Source organism: Parafrigoribacterium soli, from assembly GCF_040227235.1.
Taxonomy (GTDB): Bacteria; Actinomycetota; Actinomycetes; order Actinomycetales; family Microbacteriaceae; genus Parafrigoribacterium_A; species Parafrigoribacterium_A soli.
In genome coordinates, this window is record NZ_JBELNZ010000001.1 from 768,746 (window position 1) to 794,123 (window position 25,378).

Annotated in this window: 19 protein-coding genes and 1 tRNA gene; 14 read left to right on the forward strand and 6 right to left on the reverse strand. The window is 66.5% G+C overall.

Translation table 11 applies throughout. The annotated features are described in order from the left end of the window. Positions 1-162: 162 nt before the first annotated feature. Entirely contained in the window at positions 163-792 is a 630-nt protein-coding gene (locus ABUA37_RS03785; protein ID WP_349897778.1) for a DNA-directed RNA polymerase subunit beta, read from the reverse strand. 37 nt (positions 793-829) lie between these two features. Then, entirely contained in the window at positions 830-2,545 is a 1,716-nt protein-coding gene (locus tag ABUA37_RS03790) for a cytochrome c biogenesis protein DipZ (protein ID WP_349897779.1), read from the reverse strand. Positions 2,546-2,785: 240 nt separating this feature from the next. Between ABUA37_RS03790 and ABUA37_RS03795 the strand changes: the two genes are divergently transcribed. From ABUA37_RS03795 to ABUA37_RS03820, 6 genes are all read left to right on the forward strand, one after another. Further along, entirely contained in the window at positions 2,786-3,448 is a 663-nt protein-coding gene (locus tag ABUA37_RS03795) for a fasciclin domain-containing protein (protein ID WP_349897780.1), read from the forward strand. 180 nt (positions 3,449-3,628) lie between these two features. Then, on the forward strand, positions 3,629-3,790 hold the full coding sequence (locus ABUA37_RS03800; protein WP_325520929.1) for a hypothetical protein: 162 nt from the start codon (positions 3,629-3,631) through the stop codon (positions 3,788-3,790). 118 nt (positions 3,791-3,908) lie between these two features. Continuing rightward, positions 3,909-3,981 (forward strand) — tRNA-Lys (locus ABUA37_RS03805). Positions 3,982-4,042: 61 nt separating this feature from the next. Continuing rightward, on the forward strand, positions 4,043-5,107 hold the full coding sequence (locus tag ABUA37_RS03810) for a sodium:calcium antiporter (RefSeq protein ID WP_349897781.1): 1,065 nt from the start codon (positions 4,043-4,045) through the stop codon (positions 5,105-5,107). Between the two features lie 79 nt (positions 5,108-5,186). Continuing rightward, entirely contained in the window at positions 5,187-6,875 is a 1,689-nt protein-coding gene (locus ABUA37_RS03815; protein WP_349897782.1) for a cation:proton antiporter, read from the forward strand. Between the two features lie 69 nt (positions 6,876-6,944). Further along, positions 6,945-7,814, forward strand: coding sequence for a sulfurtransferase (locus ABUA37_RS03820; protein ID WP_349897783.1), 870 nt, complete (start codon positions 6,945-6,947; stop codon positions 7,812-7,814). Between the two features lie 6 nt (positions 7,815-7,820). On the opposite strand, the gene ABUA37_RS03825 is transcribed toward ABUA37_RS03820, so the two are convergent. Continuing rightward, on the reverse strand, positions 7,821-10,736 hold the full coding sequence (locus tag ABUA37_RS03825; protein ID WP_349897784.1) for a helix-turn-helix transcriptional regulator: 2,916 nt from the start codon (positions 10,734-10,736) through the stop codon (positions 7,821-7,823). 378 nt (positions 10,737-11,114) lie between these two features. On the opposite strand from ABUA37_RS03825, the gene ABUA37_RS03830 reads away from it, so the two are divergent. After that, positions 11,115-12,485 (forward strand): pyridoxal phosphate-dependent decarboxylase family protein, encoded by a 1,371-nt coding sequence (locus ABUA37_RS03830; RefSeq protein ID WP_349897785.1) that lies wholly within the window; start codon positions 11,115-11,117, stop codon positions 12,483-12,485. Here ABUA37_RS03830 and ABUA37_RS03835 read toward each other — a convergent pair. Next, entirely contained in the window at positions 12,482-13,267 is a 786-nt protein-coding gene (locus ABUA37_RS03835; RefSeq protein ID WP_349897786.1) for an SDR family NAD(P)-dependent oxidoreductase, read from the reverse strand. The two genes, ABUA37_RS03830 and ABUA37_RS03835, sit on opposite strands and share 4 nt — an antisense overlap. 85 nt (positions 13,268-13,352) lie before the next feature. Here ABUA37_RS03835 and ABUA37_RS03840 point away from each other — a divergent pair, with 85 nt between their 5' ends. Further along, positions 13,353-14,213: a helix-turn-helix transcriptional regulator gene (locus ABUA37_RS03840; protein WP_349897787.1), complete on the forward strand. Its 861-nt coding sequence runs from the start codon at positions 13,353-13,355 to the stop codon at positions 14,211-14,213. A 108-nt stretch (positions 14,214-14,321) separates the two neighbouring features. Here ABUA37_RS03840 and ABUA37_RS03845 read toward each other — a convergent pair whose 3' ends face one another. Beyond that, positions 14,322-15,383, reverse strand: coding sequence for a VIT1/CCC1 transporter family protein (locus ABUA37_RS03845; protein WP_349897788.1), 1,062 nt, complete (start codon positions 15,381-15,383; stop codon positions 14,322-14,324). A 1-nt stretch (position 15,384) separates the two neighbouring features. Further along, on the reverse strand, positions 15,385-16,320 hold the full coding sequence (locus tag ABUA37_RS03850) for an aldose 1-epimerase family protein (protein WP_349897789.1): 936 nt from the start codon (positions 16,318-16,320) through the stop codon (positions 15,385-15,387). A 52-nt stretch (positions 16,321-16,372) separates the two neighbouring features. Between ABUA37_RS03850 and galT the strand changes: the two genes are divergently transcribed. From galT to ABUA37_RS03880, 6 genes are all read left to right on the forward strand, one after another. Beyond that, entirely contained in the window at positions 16,373-17,476 is a 1,104-nt protein-coding gene (gene galT / locus ABUA37_RS03855) for a galactose-1-phosphate uridylyltransferase (protein ID WP_349897790.1), read from the forward strand. Further along, positions 17,473-18,648 carry a galactokinase gene (gene galK / locus ABUA37_RS03860; RefSeq protein WP_349897791.1) on the forward strand — a complete coding sequence of 392 codons (1,176 nt, stop codon included), beginning with the start codon at positions 17,473-17,475 and terminating at the stop codon, positions 18,646-18,648. Before galT ends, galK begins: the two co-directional genes overlap by 4 nt. Before the next feature lie 28 nt (positions 18,649-18,676). Beyond that, positions 18,677-19,444 (forward strand): hypothetical protein, encoded by a 768-nt coding sequence (locus ABUA37_RS03865; protein WP_349897792.1) that lies wholly within the window; start codon positions 18,677-18,679, stop codon positions 19,442-19,444. Between the two features lie 451 nt (positions 19,445-19,895). Further along, on the forward strand, positions 19,896-22,871 hold the full coding sequence (locus ABUA37_RS03870) for an RHS repeat domain-containing protein (RefSeq protein WP_349897793.1): 2,976 nt from the start codon (positions 19,896-19,898) through the stop codon (positions 22,869-22,871). A gap of 418 nt (positions 22,872-23,289) precedes the next feature. Next, entirely contained in the window at positions 23,290-23,619 is a 330-nt protein-coding gene (locus ABUA37_RS03875; RefSeq protein WP_349897794.1) for a hypothetical protein, read from the forward strand. Positions 23,620-24,591: 972 nt separating this feature from the next. Then, complete coding sequence (locus tag ABUA37_RS03880; protein WP_349897795.1) at positions 24,592-25,104, forward strand: RHS repeat-associated core domain-containing protein; 513 nt, start codon at positions 24,592-24,594, stop codon at positions 25,102-25,104. Positions 25,105-25,378: the final 274 nt, after the last annotated feature.

Sequence of the window (25,378 nt, forward strand, 5' to 3'; positions counted from 1 at the left end):
ACGGCGAGGAGTTAGTGCCGGACCGCAGAACGCCTCTCGGCGCGAGGCCGCTCGAAGCGGCGAATAATGGAGCCCGGGGTTACTGCGGCCCGACGGGTGGCCCCGGAGGGCCGCGAACCATTGTAGACCAGCGGCGCCCGATGCGCCTGGGTGAGGGGCTGGTCAGTCGAGCGAGCCCGACCGCCACAGTCGCGCGCAGGCCGTGAATTCGGCGGCCGTCTGCGACAGGCGCAGCGCCCTGGTGGTGAGCTCGGTCGCCCGCTCGGGGAAGGTCGACTCGACGTCATCCGCAAGACTCGTGTTTCCCGCAGAGATCAGGCGGCAGAATGCGGCGGCGCGCTCGAGAGCCACGGCGAAGTCGCCCTCGAACAGTCCGCGCAGGATCTGGTCTGCGAGCGCCATGATCTCGTCGGGGCCGGTCGGAACCGTCGCGCCCGCGACGACGGGGTCGATCGTGGTCGCGGCATCACTGCCCCGTTGGAAGAGGAAGCTGATCGTATCCGGGTCCTGGCGGATGAGCGTGCGCAGCAGGTAGATGCGCCAGAGCGCTCCGGGGAGGCTGCGCGGCCCCGACTGCGCCCACAGCTCCGCGATCGCGTCGATCCCGTGTTCGTCGGCGAAGGTGACCAGGCGATCGACCACGGCGGGGTCGCGGCTGTCCTGCACGCGACCGAGCAGCGCCTGCGCGGTGTCGTGCGCGACGCGACTCGTGTGCGCCGGGTCCTCGCCGCCCTCGAGCGACTCGAACTTGGCACCGGAGAACTGCGTGGGCTTATGGAACTGGTCTGACATCCGCTTAACCCTATGCGGTTCGTTGCGCCGGCGCCCGCTATCCGAACGTGAACGAGTAGGCCTGGATGCCGCTGCCGAGCGACACCTGCAGCGTTCCCTTATCGAGCGTGTCGGTCTTCAGCAGCCGGTATGACTTCGGCGTGCCCGAGACCTGAATCGTCGACGACGTGCCGTTCACTTCGACCGTCACGGTGCCCTTACCGGCGAGCACCATGCGCACCTCGGATGCCGAGTAGTTCAGCTTGATCGAGGCCCGCGAGGCGGTGGGCTCGATGTACTGGCCGTCGAGCTTCCATGCCCCCTTCAGCGCGAAGCTGTTGGCCGCGAGGCGTGCGGGATAGGAAAACGAGGTGGTCTTCGAGGAGTACTTCTCGTCGCCGCCGAAGTTCACCACCTTGTTGGGGCTCAGGTAGGTCTCCTCGGTCGTGTTCGCCTTCGGGGTGGAGTCTGCCACCTCGGTCACAGCCGGCAGTTGGCTACCCGGGCGCGCATCCGTCAGCAGCTCACGAATGAGGCTCTCGGTGTTGGCGTAGTTGCCCTCGCCGAACTGCACGTTGCGCACGGTGCCGGATGCGTCGATCAGGTAGTGAGCTGGCCAGTAGCGATTGCGATAGTTGGTCCAGGTCGCGAGGTTGTTGTCGAGCGCGACCGGGTACTTGATGCCCAGTGCCGCGGCCCCGGCCTTGACGTTCGCCGGCACCTTTTCGAACGAGTACTCGGGAGAGTGCACCCCGATCACCGTGAGTCCGGCGGCCTTATAGGCCTTGTCCCAGGCGACCACGTGGGGCACCGAGCGCTGGCAGTTGATGCACGAATATGCCCAGAAGTCCACCAGCACGACCCTGCCCCTGAGGCTGTCTAGGGAAATCGCTGCGTTGTTCGGGGTGTTGAACCACTGCTGGATGCCGGTGATGTCTGGCGCGGTGCCGCAGCTCTCCAGCGTGGTCGCGTTGTTGTGGCACTTGTCGAGGTTCTTGTTCTGGTCGTTGACGAGGCCGCCGAGAGCGAGCTTGTCCTGCACCTGCGAGGAGTTGCCGATCGTGTCCTGCAGCACGCTCGTGTAATCGGGGATCACCCTCTGCAGCAGCTGGGGAACGTTGAAGACGAGCCCGACGGCGAGCGCGATCATGACTATGCCGCCGGTCATCCGGATACCGCGCTGGTGCTTGCGGAAGCTCTTCACGCGCTTGGCGACTCCGCGCCCGGCGAGCGCGAAGACCAGCAGAGGCAGCGCCGCACCGACCGCGAAGGTGAGGGTGAGCACGATCGTCTCGACGCCGATCTTGCCGGTCGAGCCGGCCACGGTGATGGCGGCGAGCACGGGCCCGGCACAGGGAACGTAGACGGCACCGAGCGCGATCCCCAGCACGAAACCGCCGCGCTCGGTGCCCACGCTGCGCTGGGGAATCCAGGAGAACGGCTTCTCGAGCAGGCTCTCGAAGCGCGGGAAGATCAGTCCGACTCCGACGAGCACGAGCACCACGAGCCCGGCCCAGCGGATGAAGTCCTGCGGCAGGTGCAGCACCGCGAGCAGCAGCGAACCGATGAGCGTGAACAGGCTGAAGCTCACCACCAGGCCAAGGATGACGAGGTACGGCCGCCAGCGCGACACCGGCTTCTCCACGCCGTCGGCCTGGGTTCCAGCGCTCTGCACGCCGCCGGAGAAGAAGATGACGGGCAGCACCGGCAGGATGCAGGGCGAGATCCCCGTGATGAGCCCACCGACAAATCCGATGAGGGCAAGAGTGAGCATGGTGGCCTCCGGGCTGCCGTGGTGTGAAATGCCGCGAACCGAATGTTCCGACTGAGCATCTTCGGAACCCGACCCGCTTCGGCTTGGGTTCGAGCACACATTCGCCACGGAGAGGCGGTTTCGCACAAATTTCGCCGAGCCTCCAAACCGGAACCGCGACGGCACCGAAGCCCCTCTGACAGCCGCACAACAGCGCGGTTGAGGGGCCGCTCATCCGGCCACACACCAAGGAGAATCTTCATGCGAGTCATCAACCGCAGCGCCTTTGCCGCTGTCACCCTCGCCGCAGTGGCCGTCTTCGGTCTCGCGGCATGTTCGAGCCCGGCCTCTTCATCGACGAAGAACAAGCCGAAGTCGTCCAGCTCATCCAGCTCATCCGCGATGGCCGCCGACCCTGCTGCCGACCTCGTGGGCAGCGGATGCGCCGGCTACGCATCCGCAAACCCCGACGGCGGCGGCTCGATCAAGGGCATGAGCCAGGACCTCGTCGCCCAGGCGGCATCGAACAACCCGCTGCTCACGACGCTGGTCGCCGCGGTCTCGGGCAAGCTCAACCCCGACGTCAACCTGGTCAGCACACTGAACGGCTCGGAATTCACCGTCTTCGCGCCGGTGGACAGCGCCTTCGCCAAGCTTGACCCGGCGACCGTCGACTCCCTCAAGGACCCGGCCAACGCGGCGACGCTGACGAGCATCCTCACCTATCACGTCGTTCCCGGCCAGATCGCGCCCGACGCGATCGACGGAACCCAGACCACGGTCAACGGCGCCACGGTCAACGTGACCGGCAGCGGCGACAACATCAAGGTCAACGACGCGAACGTCATCTGCGGCGGCGTGCACACCGCAAACGCGACCGTGTACCTCATCGACTCGGTGCTGATGCCGCCGGCCAAGAAGTAACGATCCGGTGATGGCGGCTGCCCGATTTCGGGGCAGCCGCCTTCTCCTTTTTCCGGAGTTTCGCGCGCGCGGCGCGCAACTGTACGTTGCCTGAACACTTTATGCAAGGCCCCCCAAAGGAGGGCCAATTAGCGCTAGCGTTTACGGCGGGGATAACCCCACGAGAAGGAGAAGCTCATCATGAATATCTTGCTCATTGTCGTAATCGTTATCGCGATCGTTCTGGCAATCATCAGCGGCCTTGGCTCGGCGCTGAACTGGCTGCTGTGGGTCGCCATCGTGCTGGCAGTCATTGCGGTTATCGTCTGGCTGATCCGGCTCATCTCCGGCCGTCGAGTCTGACCGCCGGCACACTACCACTGGACTCGGTGGGACGCATTCGCGTCCCGCCGAGTTCTTTGCGTTGGGGGCGCATCTCGCGATTCCGCGCACGGCGCCCAGCACGCTACATTTAATGCGCGGGCCTCTAGCTCAGTTGGTAGAGCATCGGACTTTTAATCCGCGGGTCGCGGGTTCGAGCCCCGCGGGGCCCACCCAGCATCCTGTAACGGCGCGGTGCAGCCGCTCGACCGCCAAGAGGCGTTGACTGTGGGGATGGACTCACTACCGCTCTGGCTGTTGGCCGTGATCTTCGTGGTGGCGGCGGCCGTGATCTGGTTCGCCGGCATCCAACTCTCGAAAACGACCGACGTTCTCGACTCCCGGCTGCACCTGGGCAGTGCGCTCGGCGGACTCATCGTGCTCGCCGTCGCGACCAATCTGCCCGAGATCGCGATCACCGTGAGCGCTGCGGCGTCGGGCTCGATCGACGTCGCTGCGGGCAACATCCTCGGTGGAATTGCCCTGCAGACCGTGGTGATCGCGATCATCGACGCGTTCGGCAAGCGTGGCAAGGATGTGAAACCGATCACCTATCGTGCGGCATCCCTCACGCTGGTGCTCGAAGCGGTGGTCGTCATCGCCGTGCTCGCGGTCGTGATCGCCGGCAGCCAACTCCCGTCCGGCCTGCTCTTCGCCCGCCTGACGCCGGATGTCGTGCTCATCGCCGCGATCTGGATCGTCGGTCTCTTTCTCGTGCGGCACGCCTCGAAGGGGTTACCGTGGCACGAGGACGGGGCTGCACCGGACACTGTTGCTCAGCATCCGGACCCAGACAAGGACGATGGTGACACAACCACGAAGATGAGCACCGCGAAGGCGGCCGCCATCTTCACCATCTCCGCCGTCGCGACGCTCGTTGCGGGTGTTGTGCTCGAACAATCCGGCGAAGTGGCTTCCAGCCAACTCGGTCTCTCAGGAGTGCTCTTCGGCGCCACCATTCTCGCCCTCGCGACGAGCCTGCCGGAGATCTCCACGGGTCTTCAGGCGGTCAGGCAGGGCAACGACAACCTCGCCGTGAGTGACATCTTCGGCGGCAACGCGTTCCTGCCGGTGCTGTTCCTCGTCGCGACCGTGATCGGTGGCAAGGCGGTACTGCCCCAGGCGAACGCGAGCGACATCTATCTCACCGCGCTCGCCGCGCTCCTCACCGTCGTCTACGTCGTCGGACTCATCTTCCGGCCGAAACGTCACGTCTGGGGCATGGGCATCGACTCGCTGGTCGTGATCGTGCTCTATCTGCTTGGCACCGCCGGCCTCGTGGCGATCACCGTGGCGTGACCCCACGACCGGCCGAACGTGCCGCGCGCACGTCGAGGCTCGCGTCCCGCCGCGATAGCGTTGCTCGGCAGGAGGTGCCATGACTGTGCCGATCGTCGCCGTGTTGATCGTTGCCGTGCTCGCAGTGCTCGCGATCGCCGGGGCGACCACCCTCGGCCGCCGCTGGGGCGTTGCGACGCCGCTGCTGCTCGTGGCCCTCGGCATCGGTGTGAGTCTGCTCCCCTCCGTGCCCACCGTGGAGATCGAACCCGAGTGGATCCTGGCCGGGGTGCTCCCTCCCCTGCTGTATTCGGCATCCGTGTCGATGCCCGGCATGGACTTTCGCCGTGAGTTCACGGCGATCGCGGGCCTTTCGGTCGCGCTCGTCGTGCTGAGCGCTGTCATCCTCGGCCTGTTCTTCGCCTGGCTCATTCCCGACCTCGGTCTCGGTTGGGGCATCGCGCTCGGGGCGATCGTGAGTCCGACGGATGCGGTGGCCACCTCGATCGTGAAGCGCATCGGCGCCCCGCCCAGAGTCGTCGCCATGCTCGAGGGCGAGAGTCTGCTAAACGACGCGACCGCGCTCGTGCTCCTGCGGGCTGCAATCGCCGGGGCCGGAGCATCCGTCTCGCTGTGGAGCGTCGTGGGCGACTTCGCCTTCGCCGTGGTCATCGCCGTGGTCATCGGCCTCATCGTGGGCAGGCTCAACCTGCTGGTGCGCGCGCGAGTGAAAGACGCCACGGTCAATACGGTCATTTCGTTCACGGTGCCGTTCATCGCTTCCGTTCCTGCCGAGCTGCTCGGCGCATCCGGTCTCGTCGCGGCGGTCGTCGCCGGGCTCGTCACGGGGCGCGGAGCAATCCGCGTGCTCTCGCCGCAGCACCGGCTCTCGGACTCGCAGAATTGGAAGACCGTTGAACTCCTGCTCGAGGGGGCGATCTTCCTCACCATGGGGCTCGAACTGGCGGCGATCATCGGGGATGTGCAAGAGGATCACGCGGGCATCGGCGTCGCCATCGCGCTTGCCGCCGCGGCGCTCCTGCTCACGATCATCGTGCGGGCCGCGTATGTCGCGCCCCTTCTGGCCGGGCTGCAGCGCAACGCCAGGCGAAGGCTGCGCCGCAAGCCGCGCCTCGCGAGCATGCAGGAGCGAATCGAGAACCCGGATGCGGCCCTCGGCGGTTTCCCGGGCGGGCGCACCCCGCCGCAGGCCAGACTCGAACGCATCAGCGGAACCCTGCGCCGGATGCTCGCGGACATCGAGTACTTCGTCTCCCAGCCGCTCGGCTGGCGCGAGGGCAGCATCGTCGTGTGGGCCGGCATGCGAGGCGCCATCACCCTGGCCGCCGCGCAGACGCTCCCCGTCGAGGCGCACAGCCGCTCCCTCCTGGTGTTCATCGCCTTCCTCGTCGCCGCCGGGTCACTCCTGCTGCAGGGCGGCACGCTCGCGAGGGTCTACTCCTGGGTGCGGCCCGCGCCCGTCGATCCTGCGGTCGAGGGGCTCGAACGAGTGCGGCTGATGGCGCTGCTCGATCGCGCCGCCGAGGATGCACGCGCGGCCGACGCCGGCCGCGAGCGGAACGAGCCCGGTGACATCCGTTGGCCAGGTGAGGAGAGCAAGCGGCTGAGCCTCGCGATCATCGTGGCCCAGCGCACGGCACTGCTGAAGGCCAGGGATGACGGCGCGTTCAGCGCGGGCGCCCTCGGCGCGGCGCTTGCGGTGCTCGACGCGGACCAGCTGAGCCTCGAGCTGAAGGGCGCCCCGACCGATCTCGACGGCGAGGCCTGACCCGCCCGCCGGCCCTCATCTTCTTCATTTGGGACGCGACGCTCAGGCCGCGACGCGGATAATTGACGGATGGCAGAAGAGACGAGTCCCCTGATCTCCGTGGCCGAACTGGCCGAAATCCTCGAGAATCCCGGGCTGGTGCTGCTGGACGTGCGCTGGAGCCTCGGACAGACGGATGGCCGCGAGCGCTACCTTGAGGGCCACATTCCCGGGGCGCGCTTCGTCGATCTCGACCGTGAACTGGCCGCGGCACCCTCTGCGGCGCGGGGGCGGCATCCGCTACCCGATCGCGACAACTTTGAGCGCACCCTCCGCGGTCTCGGCGTGAACCAGGAAAGCACGATCGTCGTCTACGACCAGGCCGAGAGCTTCAGCGCGGCGCGGCTGTGGTGGCTGTTGCGCAGCGCGGGATTCGACGGCTCGGCCGGCTCGGCCGGCTCGGTGCGCGTGCTCGACGGCGGGCTGCGCGCCTGGGCGGAGGCGGGCCAGGAACTCTCCGTCGGCAACGCCCGCGTCGCCATGCCGGGCGACGTCGTGATCCAGTGGGGCGCGCTGCCGACCATAGACATCGACGAGGCCGCAGGATTCGCCGACGACGGCATCCTGCTCGATGCTCGCGCGGGCGAACGCTACCGCGGCGAGACCGAGCCAGTGGATCCGCGCGCGGGCCACATTCCTGGCGCACTGTCTGCGCCGACGAGCGAGAACGTCGATGCCACCGGCGCCTTCCTTCCGGCCGACGCTCTGCGTGCCCGATTCGGCGCGCTCGGCGTGGAGGACGCGACTCCCGTCGCGGTCTACTGCGGCTCGGGCATCACCGCGTCGCACGAGATTCTCGCGCTGGAGCTCGCCGGTCACAGCGCGGCGCTGTTCCCGGGCTCCTGGTCGCAGTGGTCGAGCGATGCGTCGCGGCCGGCCGCCACCGGTGCCACCCCCTGAGAATCGCTACTGCGCCGACTGACCGCCCGAGGCGAGGAACACCGCCTCGGTGCGGGATGCCGCACCCGTCTTACGCAGGATCGCCGAGACGTGCACGCTCGCGGTCTTCACGCTGATGAAGAGCCGTTCGGCAATCTGCCGATTGCTGAGTCCCTCACCGATCAGCGCGAGCACTTGACGCTCCCGCTCGGTGAGCCGCTGCCGCCCGTCTGACGGATGCCGGCCCACCATCGTGAGCCCGGCCCGGTTCTCGAGTTCCATGGTTCGATTCACGATGAGCTGTGCGCCGACCTCTGCCGCCCGGGATCGCGCGGCCTCGGCGCTCGCCTGCGCCGCGACCCGGTCTCCCCGAGCCATGAGCGCGGTCGCCCGCCGGAACTGCGCGTACGGCATCCACTGCACCGGAATCGTGGAGACTCTCGTCGCTTCGACGGCGACACGCCACAGTTCCGAATCGGAGCCGTCGCGGCCTGTTCCGCCGAGTTCCGCCTCGAACAGGGCGAGGTATGCCGGCGCGGTCGGCCACGAGGCCGAGAGTTCGAGCACACGCCGCAGCGCCGCCTCGGCATCGCTGAACGCCATCGCCTCGCCGTGGTCGTCGGTCGGCTTCGCACCCGCGAGAGTCAGCGCGGCCAGTGTGCGAGCGGCCACCACGAGCAACGGCAGATCGTACGGCGGGTAGGCGTGGTGATCCGGGTCCAACACGATCCGCGCCTCGTCCCAGGCACCCGGAGCATCGCCTCGTTCGAGCGCGATCTCCGCGGCGGCTCGCGCGATGCCGAGCCGCGACTGGGTGTCGATACGCATCTGAAGGCCCAGCCCGGCGCGCCATCCCTCGAGCAGTCGCGCGGCGAGATCAGGATCGCCGCCCCAGAGCGTCATGAGCAACCTGAGCCGCTGCAGATGGATGTTGAATCCGATCGGCGAATCCAGTTCCATCGCGCGGTCGAGCAGATCCGTCGCGCGCTGCACCTCTCCGAGCGCGAAGAGCGGTTCGATCACATTCGACATGAGCATCACGCCGGAGGTGCGCTCGACGCCGCGCTGCCTGGCGCGTTCGAGCCCGGTCTCGGCGAGCGCCACCGCATCGCCAAACCGCCCGAGCAACTGCATCGCGTCTGACTTGTTGACCCAGAAGCGCAGGCGGGCCGAGTCATTGCCGACGGCGAGCTCTCCCGCGAGTTCGAGGTCGGCCAGACCATGCTCGACATCACCGGAAGACACCCGTGAGATTCCGCGGATGTTCGCCGCCACCGACATCCGGTCCCTCGAGCCGACGCCCTGCGCCTCGGCGAACGCCTCGTCGGCCAGTTCGATGGCCCGGCCGAATTGGGCGGCCAGCATGTAGCGGCTGGCGAGTTCGCCCAGCACGTTCGCGCGCAACACGCTCGCCTCTTCGCCTCGAAGCAACTCGAGAGCCTGGCCGAGAAGCTCGATCGAGCCTTCTCTTCCCACGTTGGCGAGAAACGAGGCCTTGTTGCGCAGCATGAGCGCATACGGCTCCACGTCCGCCGGAGTCGACTCGGCGAGTGCGATGTCGATGATGGCGAGTGCCCGATCGCTTTCGCCCGTGTTCCGCAGGATGTATGCCGTGCGCGAGAGGAGTTCGACCCGACTGATGCCCGCGATGCTCTCCGCATCCGGAACCTGCTCCCACAGCTCGATGGCGCGCTCGCCCATGCGCGCAGCCGTCACGAAGGCAAACGTGCTGCGAGCCTGCGCCATGGCCTTCAGAGAGGCGGCGAAGGCGCGTGGAAGGTCGTGAGCAGCCATCCAGTGATAGGAGACCTCGCTTGCATCCGGCTCGCGCCCGGATGCCGCGCGCTCGAGCGCGAGCGCATAGTCCGAGTGGAATCGCACCCGCTCGCCAGGCAGCAACTCCTCGTGAATGGCCTCCCGCACGAGGGCGTGCCGAAAGCCGTAGTTCGTGCCGTCCACGACGAGCACGCTCGCCTCCACCGCCTCGCGGGCGGCCGCATCGATCTCGTCCGCCGTGCTCGCGGACACCGCGGTCAGCAGCGCGTGCTCCACGCGGTTGCCACCGGCCGCGAGGAGCCGCAACATCCGCTTGGTCGGGTCGCTCAGAGGCTCGTACCGTGCCAGCAGGATGCCGCGCAGGTTCGTCGGCACCAGGTCTTCCTCGCCGAAACAGTCGAGGCCCACGAGTTCCTCGACGAAGAAGGGCACGCCATCCGTGCGCTGAGCGATGATCGCCAACTCGCGGGCGCTCGGGCCCGACCCGGTCAGCGCCGTGACCAGCTGGCGCAATTGTCTGCGCCCGAGCCGCGACAGTTCCCGTCGTTCGACCCGCCGATTGCGATCCAGCTCGGGCAACCATCCGTGCAGCGGATGACCGCTTCGAACCTCATCGGATCGAAACGTGAAGACGAAGAGCATTCGCGCGCGCTCGAGAACCCGCACAAGAAAGCGCAGCAGGCCGACGGCGGCGGGGTCAGACCAGTGCAGGTCTTCGATGACGAGAACCAGCGGATGATCGACCGAGACGTTCTCGAACAGAGATGCCACCGCGTCGAAGAGCAGGTCGCGGCTGTTCTGGCCCACGGAGGCGGAAGGATTCGCGAGCTCCGGGAGAAGGACCCCGAGGGTGTCGTGGGCGGGTCCTGCTGCCGTGCTCACTGTCTGCTCACCGAATTCCCGAACGAGCGTACGCAAGGGCTCGACGATCGGTGCGTACGGCGGCGCGTCTCGGCCGAGATCAACCGACTGGCCTCGAAGCAGAATCGTGCCGGAAGGGAGTTCGGCGAGGAAATCGTCAATGACGCGAGACTTGCCGATTCCCGCTTCGCCGCTCAAGACGACGGTTCTGGTGCCGCCACCGATGGACTCCTGCAGGGCTTCGCGCAGCAGGGCCAATTCGCCCTCGCGCCCCACGATGAACGGACTGACAGCGGCGGGCCTCATGCCTTCATCGTGTCACCTGCCTCCCACATCCTGCAGTGTCTGCCCGGTGAGGCACTCGTCACCGTGCGGCGGGCTCCGGCCTCGACGCGGCCGTCCGCCGCAGACCCGGAAGCCTCTTCGTGCGGCGCGGAGGCTCGCTCGCCGCCGCGCGCTCGAGTGCGCGCCTTTTCCACTCGAGTTCCCGCGTCATCCGCTCTTCCCTGTCACGATTGAGCCACGTGAGTGAATACTCGGATATCTGCATGATGGTCGACCCCTTCGCTGTGCTTACCCCTCGAGAGTGCTCTCTAAGGTGGGGGTCGCTCATCGGGCAAAGTACCTATATATGCGAGGGTCGGCCAGCTTGCAGTAGCTGCCCGGCGGTGAGAACGTTAGGGCATGAACGAATTCGAGGCGACCGCCACCGTCCACTCCGTGTGGGGCGACGAATCCGAGGTGGTACAGCTCGCCCTCGACTGGGCGGCGAGGCGGGTCGTGCGGCACACCGACCCGATGTCGACGGCGCGACCCGCGTCAGAACTGGCGGCGGATGCGGGGGCCACGATCACCGCGGACGGCATAGGAGGCGAGGCGGCACTCCGCGTCTTCGACCGGGTGCTGGAGCCTGCCACCCGCTCGCAGGATGACCCGATGAACCTCGCCTACGTGCCGGCGGCGCCGACGCGCGCGGCGATCGCCTTTGACCTCGTCACGAGTTCGGCCAACATCTTCGGCGGCCTCTGGGAGGGCGGCGCAGGCGCGATCTTCGCCGAGAATGAGGCCCTCGCCTGGATCACCGGCATGCTCGGTTGGCCGAGCACCTCCGGTGGCACCTTCGTCTCCGGCGGCACCTCGGGCAATCACTCCGCGCTCATGACCGCCCGCGAGACCGCGAAGGCGAGGCGCGGGGGGCGACCAGCCGGAGGCTGGCAGCTCGCCTGCACCTCCACGGCGCACTCCTCGATCCAGAGCGCGGCGCGAGCTCTCGACGTGGACATCGTCACCGTTGCGGGAGACGAACGCGACCACCTCACGGGGGCCGCGTTGCGCGCGGTGCTGGCGGAGCATCCGGATGTCTTCGCCGTCGTCGCGTCCGCCGGCACGACCAACGAGGGGCTCGTCGACGATCTCGCTGATGTCGCGGACGTGTGCCAGGAATTCGGAGTGTGGCTGCACGTCGACGGCGCCTATGGCGGGGCCGGCCTCGCGGCCCCGTCGGTGCGCGGCATTTTCGCCGGCATCGAGCGCGCCGACAGCTTCATCGTCGACCCGCACAAGTGGCTGTTCGCGCCGTACGACTGCTGCGCGCTCGTCTACCGGGAGCCCGAGCTCGCCCGGGCGACGCACGCCCAGCACGCGAGCTACCTCGACCACGTCGACCGCGAGTCGTGGAACCCGAGCGAGCTCGCGCTGCACCTCTCCCGCCGAGCACGCGGGCTGCCGCTCTGGTTCAGCCTCGCCACGCACGGAACCGACCGCTACACCGAGGCCGTAGAGAAGTCGCTCGCGACCGCTCGCGAGGTGACCGAGGCCATCCGTTCGTTCGAGCACCTCGACCTCGTGGCCGAGCCGGAACTGACAGTGCTGCTGTTCGAGCGCCCCGGCTGGACCCCTGAGCAGTACGGCGAATGGTCACACCGGATGTCCGCCTCAGGCACCATATTCTGCGTACCGACCACCTGGCACGGCCGCACCGTGCTGCGCCTCGCCTTCGTGAACCCGGAGACGGAAGCCGCGCGGGTGATCGAGGTGCTCGAGACGCTGCGCTAGGCGCCTGCCCCGCCGTCGACCGGAATGATCGCGCCGGTCACCATCGAAGCCCGGTCACTCAACAGCCACGCGGCAACCTCGGCGACCTCGCGGGGCTCGGCCATCCGTCCGATCGGGATCGATGCGGTGATCTGCTCGACGATGCCCGGGGTCGCCGCCTCCCACCTGTCGATCATCTCCGTGGCGGTACCGCCCGGGGTGATACCGTTCACCCGGATACCCTCCCGTGCCCAGCTGACCGCTGCGGTTTCGGTAATGCTGTTGAGCGCGCGCTTCATGGCGCCATAGGCCGGAAGGGCGGGATTCGCGCGGCGGCTTCCGATGCTCGAGGTGTTGACGATCGCCCCGCCGCCGCTGCGCCGCATGAGCGCGGCTTCGGCATTCATGGCGGTCCAGTGCGAGCGGAAGTTCACGGCGAACTGCTCCTCGATGTCCTCGTCGCTGGTCGCGTCAAGCGGGCCAGGCTTCCGCTGAATGGCCGCACCGTTGTTGAAGGCTCCGTCGAGGCGACCATGCAATTCTTCGACCCGGTCGATGGCACTACGGATGCTGGCGCGGTCGGCAAGATCGAGAGCGATGGCATCCGCACTGCCCCCGTCGGCACGAATTTCCCCGACGATGCGATCGAGAGCCTCGGCACTGCGGGAGGCGAGCACTACCGCGGCGCCCTCCTCGGCGAAGAGGCGGGCGGCAGCGGCGCCGATGCCACGGCTGGCGCCGGTGATGACGATGACCTTGCCGGTGAGAAGGCCGATGGATGTGGTGTTCGTGTTGTGTGTCATGTCACCAGCGTCGTTCCCACTGGGCACGCAAGGCAGGCACAGTCAGTACTACGCTCCCCGCGCGCTGAGCGTGCAGACTTGACGCATGGACAAGCAGGAGCTCGGAGCCTTCCTCCGCAGCCGACGCGAGCGACTTCGCCCGGAGGACGTAGGCCTGACGTCCGGCTCGCGCAGGAGAACGCCCGGGCTCCGTCGCGAGGAGGTCGCGGTGCTCGCGCACATCTCCACGGAGTACTACGTGCGGCTCGAGCAGGGCTCCGCTCCGCGACCATCGGGAGAGGTGCTCGCAGGGCTGGCGGAAGCATTGCGACTGACTGACGCCGAGTCGGACCACCTGCACGTCCTGGCGGGAACGGCACCGAGCCGCACCGGTCTTCACAGCCGAGACGTGCGCCCCAGCATCCTTGCACTTCTCGAACGCCTGCCACAGACGGCGGCCGTTGTGGTCTCCGCCGCGTTCGAGGTGCTCGCCTGGAATGATCTCGCCTGCGCCCTCATGGAAGACTTCGGCGAGCTGGAGCCGAGGGACCGCAACTTCGCGCGGAAGGCGTTCCTCGGGGTGGAAGGCGGCCGCGGGCGACTGTATGGAGTCTCTGACGGAGCAGAGTTTCGGCAGCACGCCGTCATGGCCCTCCGCGCCACGGTCGCTCGCTATCCCTCGGACCCCGTCGTCACGGGCCTCGTCAAAGAACTACGCGAAGGCAGTGACGAGTTCGCCCGCCTCTGGGAGCGACACGACGTGCACGCCGCTCCAATCCTCACCAAGACGTTCCGGCATCCGAGCGTCGGTGAGATCACCGTCGACTGCGATTCACTGTCACTCGCCGACCGCGACCAGAGCCTCATCCTGTACACGGCACCGCCCGGATCCCGCGATGCCGAGGCCCTCGCTCTTCTCAACGTGCTGGGGACCGAGAGCATCGGGAGCGGCCGCGGCGGTCGCTGAACTCGTCGAAGCGCCCTTCGACAAGCTCAGGGAACGTGGCGGGCTCCCTTCGACAAGCTCAGGGAACGCAGGCGGCTCCCTTCGACAAGCTCAGGGAACGTGGCGGGGTCAGGCGCTGGCGGTGCCGAAGGCGAGACCCAGCAGGTAGGTGACCACCGCGGCGCCGTAGCCGATCGCGAGTTGGCGCAGCGCGCGGCGGAGCGGCGGAGCGCCGGAGAGCAGCCCGACGACCGCACCGGTGCCGAGCAGCGCGAGCCCCACGAGCCCCGCCGCGATGGCGATGGCACCGAAACCGCTGAGTCCGAACAGGTACGGGATGATCGGGATGACGGCACCGGAGGCGAAGAAGCAGAAGCTCGAGGTCGCGGCCCGCAGTCCCGTTCCGACCGCCTCGTGCTCGTCGACCTCGGCGGCTGGGACCGAGGCGAGACTGTGGTCGGCGAGCACCGCATCCGCCTGGGCCTGCGCCTCCTCCGCCGACATGCCGCGGGCGCGATAGACGAGCATGAGCTCGTTCGCGTTCACGTCGAGGTGCGGCAGCGCGGTGTTCGCCGAGGGATCGGGGGCGGATGCCTCGAGCAGTTCACGCTGCGAGCGCACCGACACATACTCCCCCGCCCCCATCGACAGGGCGCCGGCGAGCAGTCCCGCGATGCCCGTGAGCAGCACGACGTGCGGCGCGACCCCGGCCGCGCTGATGCCGATCACGAGGGCGAGGTTCGAGACGAGCCCGTCGTTGGCTCCGAACACGGCGGCGCGGAACGTGCCGGAGAGGCGATTGCGCCCGCGCGCCGCGAGACCGCGAACGACCTCGCCATGGATGCGTTCATCCGCTGCCATCGCCGCGGTGGCATCCACATCGGCCTCGTAGGGCGAACGGGCCTCGGCGCGCTGCGCGAGCGCGAGCACGAACACAGAGCCGAAGGTGCGGGCGAGCAGACCGAGCATCCTGGTGCGGATGTCGCCCCTGCGCGGTGCGCCGACCTGGTCACCGAGCAGTTCCTGCCAGTGAGCCTCGTGGCGGCCCTCGGCCTCCGCGAGCGCGAGCAGGATCTCCCGCTCCTCCCCCGTGCGCCGGCCGGCCAGGTCGCGGTACACGGCGGCCTCCGCCTTCTCGTCCGCGAGATACTGCCGCCAGCGGCGCAGATCCCGTTCCCGCGAGGTCGACACTCTAGGCCTGCGCTTCCCGCCCGTAACGGATGCCCCAGGTCACGGACCAGCTCTCGTTCGGCTCGAGCCACTGCACGCCCTTGCCCGAGTTGAAGCCGTTGGCCGGGGCCGTCATCGGTTCGACCGCGACCGCGAGGTGCTCTCCGCCCTCACCGGAGAACGCGCGCGTGGTGAAGACCTGCACGTAGCCGAACGCCTCGTCCTGCCACAGCTCGACGAAGCGGCCGTCCGGCGCGGTGAGGCGGTGGCGACTGACGCCGTCCACGACGCGAACGGCGCCGAATCCGTCATCGAACTGCAGGTCGCCGACTCGACGGCCGGATCGAAGGTCGAACTCGGTGCCATCGACCGGAAGCTCAGCGACGGGGTTGAGCCGCTCATCCACGTCGAAGTGGGTGTCTGCGTTCACCGTGAGCACGAGGTCTTCGGTCGGCACGTCACCGATCGTGAAGAACGGGTGCGTGCCCACCGCGACGGGAGCGCGACCCGCGCCGACGTTGCGGAAGGTGTGCGTGACGCGGAGTCCGTCATCCTGAAGCTCGTACCGCACGGTGGTGTGCGCCTGGAACGGATAGCCGTGCTGCGGGAAGACCGACGCGGCGAGTTCGATGATGCCCTCGCTCTGTTCGGTCACGCGGTAGGGCGTGAAGACGAGCAGTCCGTGCAGGGCGTTGCCGAGCGCGGGCTCGGTGATGTCGAGCTGCTGCTTCTCGCCGTCGAGCAGCCAGACGCCGTCTTTGATGCGGTTCGGCCACGGAGAGAGAACCGTGCCCGAACCGAAAGGCGGCCGGATGGAGGAGGGGAACGTCTCAACCAGGTCGACGCCATCGACGGTCAGCGCCCGGATTCCCGCGGCGACCTCGGTAATCGTTGCTCGGGATTGTTGCTTTCCGTGCGATATTGTTAGTTCGAACTGTTCTCCGGTTGGCGCACGCATCCGCCCAGCCTAGCGGCGGCAGCCACGCAGAATCGCATGTCGAAGAGGTCGAATGTCGAAGATCACCAAGCGCGAATACCGTCTCGCCGACGGTCGCGAGCTCATCTACTTCGACGATGCCGACACGACGCTTTCGCCTGACCGCGCGCCGGATGCCCGCGTGCTCGACGAGCGCCCGCCCACCGCAACGATGCGGCAGGACCCGCTCACGGGCGAGTGGATTTCGATCGCCGCGGCCAGACAGAACCGGGTCTTCCTTCCCCCCGCCGACCAGGACCCGCTCGCACCGGCCAGCGCATCCAACCCTTCGGAGATCCCCGACAACTACGACGTCGCGGTGTTCGAGAACCGCTCGCCGTCGTTCGGCCCGGAGCTGACCGGCGAGAACGCGCCGCTCGGGCTCGACGACCTCGCCACGATCGGCCTCGGTCGCACCCGCACCTCCGTGGGCCGTTGCGAGGTGGTGTGCTTCAGCCCGGAACACGAGGGCTCGTTCGGCAGTCAGACCGTCTCTCGCGCGCGCACGGTGATCGAGGCATGGGCGGATCGCACTGCCGCACTCTCCGCGATGCCCGGCGTCGAGCAGGTGTTCCCGTTTGAGAATCGCGGCGAGGCCATCGGCGTGACCCTGCATCACCCCCACGGACAGATCTATTCCTACCCCTACATCACGCCCCGCACGGGTCGGCTCATCGATGCGATCGATCGCTTCGGTCCAGACCTGTTCGAGAAGATCCTCGAGAGCGAACGGGCATCGGAGCGGGTGGTGCTCGTTGGCGAGCACTGGACGGCGTTCGTACCCTTCGCCGCGCGCTGGCCGATCGAGGTGCACATGCTGCCGCACCGCCATGTTCCCGACTTCACCGCGACGAGCGACGAGGAGCGCGACGAGCTCGCGAGCCTCTACCTCACCCTGCTGCGCGGCGTGGACAAGATGTACGACACCCCCACGCCCTACATCGCCGCGTGGCATCAGGCCCCGGTGAATGTGAAGCGCGACGAGATCCGGCTCATGCTGCAACTGACCTCGCCGCGCCGCAGCAAGAGCAAGCTCAAGTACCTCGCCGGCTCGGAGGCCGCGATGGGTGCCTGGATCGGTGACGTCCTTCCCGAAGAAGCGGCGCAACTCATTCGAGAGGGAATCGCGAAGCTATGAGCTACGACCTGCGCGACGAGGTGCGCGAAACCTTCAGGGCGCACTACGGCTATGAGGCCGAGAACGTGTGGTCCGGCCCCGGCCGCGCCAACCTCATCGGCGAGCACACCGACTACAACGACGGATTCGTGCTCCCCTTTGCCATCGATCGCCGCACCGTGCTCGCGCTCGGCCGTCGCAGTGACCGACTGGTGCACGTGTCGAGTTCCTTCGCCGAGGGCGTCGTCGAGCTCGACCTCGACGACCTGCGCCCCGAGAACCTGGGCGGCTGGTCGGCGTATCCGTTCGGGGTGGCATGGGCGCTGGGCCAGGAGGTCGCGGGAGACCGGCGGGCGGATCTTGCCTCGGTGACCGGGTTCGACATCCATCTCGACTCGACGGTGCCGGTGGGTGCCGGACTCTCCTCGTCGGCCGCCATCGAGAGCGCGGTGGCACTCGCTCTCAATGACATCTGGGCGCTCGGCCTCGACCGCCGCACGCTCGCGAAGGTCGGGCAGCTTGCCGAGAACAAGGCCGTCGGAGCGCCGACCGGCATCATGGACCAGTCCGCCTCGCTGCTCGGCGAGCGGGACAGCGCGGTCTTCCTCGACTGCCGCAGCCTCGACTCCGAGATCATTCCGCTCGGTCTCGACGCCGCCGGCCTCGTCATCCTCGTGATCGACACGAACGTCAGCCACGAGCATGCGACCGGCGGCTACCGCGAGCGTCGCGAGTCCTGCGAGCTCGGCGCGAAGCTGCTCGGTGTCGACTCGCTTCGCGACGTATCGGTCGACGACCTACCTCGCGCCCGGGAGGTTCTTGACGACGTGACCTTCCGCCGGGTGCGCCATGTGGTCACCGAGAACCAGCGCGTGCTCGACACCGTGCGCACGCTGCGGGAGGAGGGCCCGGCCGCCATCGGCGACCTCCTCGATGCCTCGCACCGCTCGATGCGCGACGACTTCGAGATCTCGGTGCCCGAGCTCGACCTGGCCGTCGAGACCGCGCAGTCGAACGGCGCGATCGGTGCCAGGATGACCGGCGGTGGCTTCGGCGGATCGGCCATCGCGCTCGTTCCCGAGCACTCGCTCTCGATGCTGGAAGTTGCCATCGACGGCGCTTTCGCGGAGCATGGATACAGGCAGCCCACCACCTTCGTCGTGAGCGCCGCTCCCGGCGCATCCAGGGAGTAGACAGACACGATTCGAGAGGGCGGGTGTCGTGAGGCCGCAGCTCGCCAAGGCATCGATCGGATTCCTCGCGGCCGCCTGCATTGCGGTTCTGCTCAGCGGATGCGCGGCCGGCTCTCCGCAGAAGACGGCACCTAAGCCCACCGCAGCCAGCCATGCGCCGACGCCCTCCGCGACCCCGAGCCCTGCCCCACCGGCAGACCTGTTGTTCACCATCTCCGCGAAGGTGCGCAGTTCGGGCGGCTCGACCATCGGCATCCGACTCGACGCCCATGCCCCGGTGGCGGCGAGCGACCAGACCAAGGCCGGCGCCCTCGTCGACGAGTTTCTCGAGCAGTGCGGGGATGGCGTCGGTGGCACTCCGATCACGCACGACACCATGGTCGCCAACGGCAGCACGCTGCTGCGCCTCGACCTGACGAGCACGACGCAGGGACAGATGTTCGTCTCGCCACTCGACCTCTACCTCGGCAGCAACTTCAGCGCCAAGGCGGCCAGCGGTGCCGGAATCGTTGACCCACCGAGCGCGGACGGCTGCATCGGCACCTATTCGTGGTCGAAGTCAGGCACCGCACACGGCATCGCCGAATTCGACAGCGACGACGGCACCCCCGACCTCAGCAAGTGGCGCTACGGTCTCTACGGCTTCGCCGTGCAGCCTGACTCGAACGCCACCATCGAGGGATGCACGATCACCATGACCGACCTCGCCACGAAAGCCGACCTCAAGGACGTGCCCGGGTGGCTTCCCAGCGACACGAGCGGCACCACCTGCGCCACGGGCTACGTCGGCGAATAGTCGCCCCATATTTACCCCTTGACGGGGTGTGGACGTGAGCGTAGGTTCGCTTTGCTCACTTCCGTGAAAATCGGATGCGGAGGCCGCATCTGATTCCCATGGTCAGTTGGCGGCGCTCCGACTCTCATCCCCGACTTGTCATGTCTCTGCGCACATTCGATGGTTGTCGTTTGTGGAGGCTCAGATGGATGCTCTGTGGGTTCGCCGTGTCAATGCGCGTTCTCGGTACGCGGTCACGTTCGGGGTGACTGTTGCCCTGACTATCACTCTGGTGGGCCTTGCGTCGCCGGCGTACGCGGCTATGCCGACGGCGTCTGGTCCGTTCGGGGTGACGGGGAACCGGCCGAGTGCGACTCGGCTACCGTTTCCCATCAGCGACCAGGTGAGCGCGTCCGTGGATGTTGCGACCGGCAATCTGGAGGTGACGACTCGTGGGTTTACGTTGCGGGGCGTGAATGCGGATGTTCCGATCGGTGCGACGTTCAACTCGCGCGCCTCGAACACCGGTTCGGTGTCGAATCTGACCGCGAACGGTTGGACGTTCGGGTTCGCCGGTACCGGTGGTCTCGCGACGGCGACGGGCGGTGTGGCGTATACCGGTGGTGATGGTTCGACCTGGTTGTTCGTTCCGGTGGCGGGGTCGGCGACCGCGTTCACTTCTCCTGCCGGGTTGAACGCGAGCCTGGTCGCCACGGTGTCCGGTGGGGCGGTGACCGGGTACACCTTGACCTATCTGACGAGCCGCACGGTGGTGACCATCGATGGTGACGGCAGCCCCACCTCGGTGACGGATAAGAACGGCAACGCTGTGGCCATCACCAATTCGGGCGGGGCGCCGACGACGGTGGTCGCTCCGGCAGGACCGTCAGCTGCCAGAACCGCCACCGTGTCGTACTCGACGTCCACTCACACCACCACGATTTCGCAGGCGAATGGTGCGCTGACCCGCAATGTGAAGTATGTGAAAGACAGCAACTCGAACCTGACCAGTTTTGTGGATGCGGAGGGGCAGAGCACGACGTTCACTTACTACGGCGGGCGGATCACCTCGATCACGTCGGCCGCCGGCGCGGTGACGAACATCTCGTATGGTTCGACCGGAAAGGTGGTGCAGGTCGACCAGCTGAATACGAGTTCAGGCTCTCCGGGCACCTCGACGACTCGGCTGAGTTACCCGTCGGGCACGCAAACGCTGATGGCGGGTCCGGATACGTCGACCGGCACCGGGATTTCGGCCGGGCCGCACACCACCTACACGATCGGCACCGGATTCCTGGTGTCGAGCGTGACCGATCCGATGGGGCGCCAGCGTGCTGCGACCTACAATCCGGCGAACCTGGCGGTGGCGACGGCGACCAGCGGCACGGGCACTTCAGCGGGCACGACGACGGCGACGTATGGTGCGAATTCCGGGCAGTCGTTGACCTCCGTGGCAGCGCCGGGCGGGGCGACAAACACCGCTGCGTACGCGAACACGTCAGCCGCTTCTCAGTACCTTCCCTCGTCGACCACGGATGATGCGGGCAACTCCACCACGTTCACCTATAACGGGGCCGGTAATGCGCTCACCAGTCAGAACACCGCGTTGGCGGCGACCGCGACGTTGACGTACAACACGGATGGCACGGTCGCGACGGCGGCAGCGCCGGGGAAGGGCACGAACGTGACCAGCTACGGATACAACAGCAACCACCAGTTGGTCACGGTCACCCCGCCGACCGGCACCTCGCTCGGGGTGAAGTCGACCACCTATGACGGGTTCGGCCGGGTCGCGACGACTACGGACGGTACAGGGGTGACGGTCACCTACGGTTACGACAAGATTGACCGGTTGCTGTCGACGACGTTCTCGGGTTCCACCCATTCGGTGGTCAACACCTACGACCATGCGGGCCGGATCACCAGCCGGGTCGATGGTCTCGGCACGACAACCTACACGTATGACCAGCTCGGACGGCTCACCGCACGGCGCAACACTGTTGCCGGGGGAACCATCAACTACGGGTACGACAAGGCATCCAACCTGTTGACCACCACCGATTCACGCGGCACGACCACGAACGCGTTCGATACCTCAGGCACCCCGACGCAGATCACCTACGTGCACAATGCGGGAACGCAGGTTCTGGGGTTCGCCACCGACAACCGCGGTCGCCGCACCGACGAGTGGCTGCAAACCGACCCCACCCACGCCTACTGGTCGGCCCACACCCACACGAACCATGACACCACGGGGCGAGTGACGGAGGTCATCGCCCAAACCGGGCCATCGTCGACCAGCAACACGACGGTGATGGATGTGACCTACTGCTACAACTCCGCGACGCCCGCACCGACCTGCGGGTCGGCCACGGCGAGTGATCACAGCAAACTGCAGTGGTCGAAAGACAATCTCAGCGGCCAGGTCACCGCCTACAGCTATGACGCGGGCGGGCGCCTGACCGGCGCTACCCAGTCCGGTGGCACCGGCGCGAACACCTACGCATACACGTACGACGCCAACGGCAACCGGCTCACCGCGACGGTGACCGGCGCGACCCCGTCCAGTCAAACGTTCACCGCGAACGCCGCGAACCAGATCACCTCCACCGGGTATAGCTACGACGGAGCGGGAAACCTGACCGCCGACACGACTGGCACCAACACCTACAACGGTGCGGAGCAGATGACGTCGGTCACCCGCTCTGGTGGGACCTACAGTTACACCTACGCGGGGGCCTCGCAGAACGAGGTGCTGTCGGAGACGACACCGACCCATGGCAGTGTCGCGTTGGTGTACGGGCGCCCTGATCAGCAAGGGCAGCCCGTGGTCGAACAGGTCATCCTCAACGGCACAGCGACCGGCTATGTGGAACACGATCCCGTGACCGGGCAACCGCTGATGCTGCGCACCTCCTCCGGTATCGAGTCGTTGTATGTGTTCGACGGAACAGGGAACCCGGCCGCGTTGATCACCGACTATGCCACCCAGGCCTACGCCTATAGCTTCGACCCCTACGGCACCGCGATCCTCACCGCAGGAGGCGGCGGCGGCGGTGAACAGCAGAACCCGTACCTGTTTAAGGGCGGCATCCAGGACCGCACCACCGGCTGGGTGCACTTCGGAGCACGCTGGTACAACCCCACCACCGGCAGGTTCACCCAACAAGACACCCTCGACACACCCCTGAGCCCCGCCAACGCCAACCGCTACGCCTACGCAGGCGGCGACCCACTCAACAACCTCGACCCCAGCGGAGAAGGGCTTTTCGAATGTGTCGTGGCGCTTGTTGAAGTTCTTGGCTCGGGCCTGATCGCCGGGGCGGCAATACTCGCTGAGTTTCCCACAGCAGGCCTCGACACTGTCGCCACGGTGGGCGCGAGCTTGCTCTTCATTGCTGCGGCCGCGAATGCTGGGTATGTATGCGGAAAGGCCGCGACAGAATGAAGCGACGCGCCATGGGAGGACTCGCATTATTAGGAGCAGCGATTGGAGCAACCGTTTTCGGTTTGTCGCTTGCAAGTTCGACTCAAATCACCGCCATCCTCGGCGCGGCTACGACGCTAGTTGGCATCATTCTCTTCGCAATGCTCATCAGGAGCAGGGATGGAACCGAGTAGAACGGTGTTAGCCCATGCGTACTGCAGCAGGAATTTGCCTTGCGGGAATCGCGGTAATCGGCGTAATCGAGGTCCTCTTCTATGAAGGTCTTGCACAGAAGATCGTGGGACTCGCGCTCATCGTGGTCGGAGCCGGAGGGGCCACATACTTCTTTGTTTCGGCAATTCGAATCTCGCGCGCAAGTAAATCATCTGATCCCGATGAGTAACGGCGCCGGGCAGAGTCAAGGCGGACAGGTCCTTACGTGGAACACGATCCAGTGGCCGGGCAACCGTTGATGCTGCGCACCTCCTCCGGTATCGAGTCGTTGTATGTGTTCGACGGAACAGGGAACCCGGCCGCGTTGATCACCGACTACGCCACCCAGGCCTACGCCTATAGCTTCGACCCCTACGGCACCGCGATCCTCACCGCGGGAGATGGTGGGGGTGGTGCACAGCAGAACCCGTACCTGTTCAAGGGTGGCATCCAAGACCGCACCACCGGATGGGTGCACTTCGGAGCCCGCCAACGCCAACCGCTACGCCTACGCCGGCGGAGACCCCCTCAACAACCTCGACCCCACCGGCACTGACCTCGCCTGCGCGGGAGGTATCGTGACCGAGATCGGGTTGGGCGTCGTTGCCATTGGAACCGTTCTCACGGCCCCGGTCACTCTTGGAGGCAGCCTATTGGTGGGCGGTAGCCTTCTCGGCGTCGTGGGTGGCGGATTGCTGGCGAGTTCGACATGCAGCTAGATAGAGCTGGCAGGCTAGGCAGGTTGTTTCTCCTCGCGGGTGCCGTAATGGCTGTCGCCGCAGGAATCTTGGCCTTCATTTCAAGGTCTCTCCCGCTCGGGCTGGCAGCTTTGGTCATACTGATCCTCGCTGGCGTTGTGTATGGGATTTCACGAACTGCGCCGAGCAAGGGGTCTAGGGAAAAGTAGAGAGGTTCCGACCGGTGGCTAGACGCTCCTGGGACGGTCGAGCTTTACATTCGTTGTCTATTAATTGGAGTAAGTAATGCGTGCTACTCAAGCACAGCGAATGACGCGTAGGGCGAAAGTGTGGTCGACCGTCCTGTATGGACTGTCGGCAGTGCTCGCGCTTACGCTAGCGCTGTTCTTTGGCTTCGAGGCCCGCATTGTTTTGTGCGTGATCGCTTCCGCGGTCTGCTTGGCACTGATCGGGCTCCTTGTCTGGGCAGCGTCGAGAAGCACGAGCTAGTCAGAGTGACGAGGTGTACTTGTGAGTGAATCACGGATAACGGCCCGGTTCTCGCCCGGCCGCTGGTGGGGGTTCAACGGTGTTGACGATCTCGAACTCTCTGACGGCATCCTGACCCGGAGACACTTTCGCATCTTTGGTCGACGTGCACCAACAACTCACAATCTCGCCTCTATCAAGGTTATTTCGCGGGAGGTCCGCACCGACAAGCGAAGCGGGCGAGCTGCGTGGTTGCGGATGACGGTCGACATTGACGGTTCGAGGAAAATCTTCACGGGACACGTTGAAGGCGGCGAGCCTTTCGCCGCGGCCCTAACCCGACTGACGGCACGGTAGAAACCGTGCCAAGAGGGGCCGGGAACCCGGCCGCGTTGATCACCGACTACGCCACCCAGGCGTACGCCTACAGCTTCGACCCCTACGGCACCGCGATCCTCACCGCGGGAGATGGTGGCGGTGGTGCACAGCAGAACCCGTACCTGTTCAAGGGTGGCATCCAGGACCGTACCACCGGATGGGCGCACTTCGGAGCACGCTGGTACAACCCGACCACCGGCAGATTCACCCAACAAGACACCCTCGACACACCCCTGAACCCCGCCAACGCCAACCGCTACGCCTACGCCGGCGACGACCCCCTCAACAACCTCGACCCCGGCGGGCTCTTGTGTAAAGAGCTCATCGGAGAAGGAATAGCGATCGCTGCGTTTGGAGTGGTGGTGGGAGTGCTCGGGCAAATTCCTGATGCAACAGTCATTGGTCTTCCCATTGGAGCCGTCGCTGCTGCAGCGGGAATCACTCTCGCAGCTGGCGGAGTCATAACTGCGGCTATTGGATATATCGCGAACTGTTAGGAACCCGAAGCATGCCAGGACTCTCGTTCAGACTTCTCATCACCGCAGTCCTTTTCATCTTCGCTGCCAGCGCCATTGCTCTGACCGGCTCCGGAGGCCTACGAACGGCTGCTTCCCGTAGTCGTCGCAACGCCGCAATCGCAATTTACGCTATTGCGTTTCTGCTGCTCATCGGCGCCACAATCGCACTGCTTGATGGTGGGCAGTGATTCAGCCGACTTGTTAATACGGAGGTGCGGAACGGACCGACCATCGGCCTATCCGGAATACCCAA